Origin of the sequence: Actinomadura sp. 6N118 (assembly GCF_044326415.1) — a bacterium.
Lineage (GTDB): Bacteria > Actinomycetota > Actinomycetes > Streptosporangiales > Streptosporangiaceae > Spirillospora.
The window spans coordinates 1-868 of the sequence record NZ_JBIRAZ010000076.1; the positions used below are offsets into that span (position 1 = coordinate 1).

General features: G+C 69.4%; 2 protein-coding genes. One reads left to right on the forward strand and one right to left on the reverse strand.

The features are described 5' to 3' along the window. Nucleotides 1-281, reverse strand: a 281-nt coding sequence (locus ACH34W_RS55425; protein ID WP_395969356.1) for a MarR family transcriptional regulator, incomplete at its 3' end; no start/stop codon positions are given. Nucleotides 282-380: 99 nt separating this feature from the next. On the opposite strand from ACH34W_RS55425, the gene ACH34W_RS55430 reads away from it, so the two are divergent. Continuing rightward, on the forward strand, nt 381-868 hold a 488-nt coding region (locus ACH34W_RS55430; protein WP_395969357.1), incomplete at its 3' end, for an NADP-dependent oxidoreductase.

Below are 868 nucleotides of genomic sequence, written 5' to 3' on the forward strand. Positions count from 1 at the left end.
GGGCTGCGAGCGGCGAGTCCGGCCTTTTCCAGCAGCGCCACCTGGTAGGTCAGGCCGCTGCGGCTGTACACGACTCCGTCTGCCAGCTCGGTCATGCGCCGGCTGCCGTCTGCGGCGTCTGCGAGTGTGGCCAAGAGCTGGAACTGGATGTAGCTGAGGTCGCCGGCGTCGCGCAGCTGCTGCTCCACCGTGTGGCGTAGCAGGCTGCTCACCTCGATCAGCGCGAAGTACGCGCCGAGTTCGGCGGGATCCAGCGGCGCAGGGGCCTGTTGTCCGGTCATGCCGCCATCGTAGTTGCTTCGAGTTCGAAGCAGTGCTAACCTCACCTCAGTGCTTCGAATTCGAAGCACATCCTTTCGTTCGAAGAAAGAAGTCCCGTCATGAAGGCAGTGCGGTTCCACGAGTACGGCGATGCCGATGTCCTGCGCTACCAGGACGTGGCACTGCCCGTCCCCAGCGCCGGCGAGGTCCGCATCCGGGTCGCGGCGACCTCGTTCAACCCGGTCGACGCCGGGATCCGCGGCGGTGGTCTCCAGGGCCCGTTCCCGGTGACGCTCCCGCACACGCCCGGCATCGACGTCGCCGGAACGGTCGACGCGCTCGGCGACGGCGTCGACGCGGTGGCGGTCGGTGACCAGGTCGTCGGATTCCTCCCGATGATCGGCGACGGCGCGGCCGCCGAGTACGTCATCGCACCCGCCGAGGCCCTGGCGGCTGCGCCTTCGAGCGTGCCGCTCGCTGACGCGGCGGCCCTGCCACTGGTGGGCCTGACCGCCTGGCAGGCACTGTTCGAACTCGGCGAGCTCACCGCCGGGCAGCGCGTGCTCATCACCGGCGCCGGAGGCGCTGTCGGTGCCTACGCGGTGCA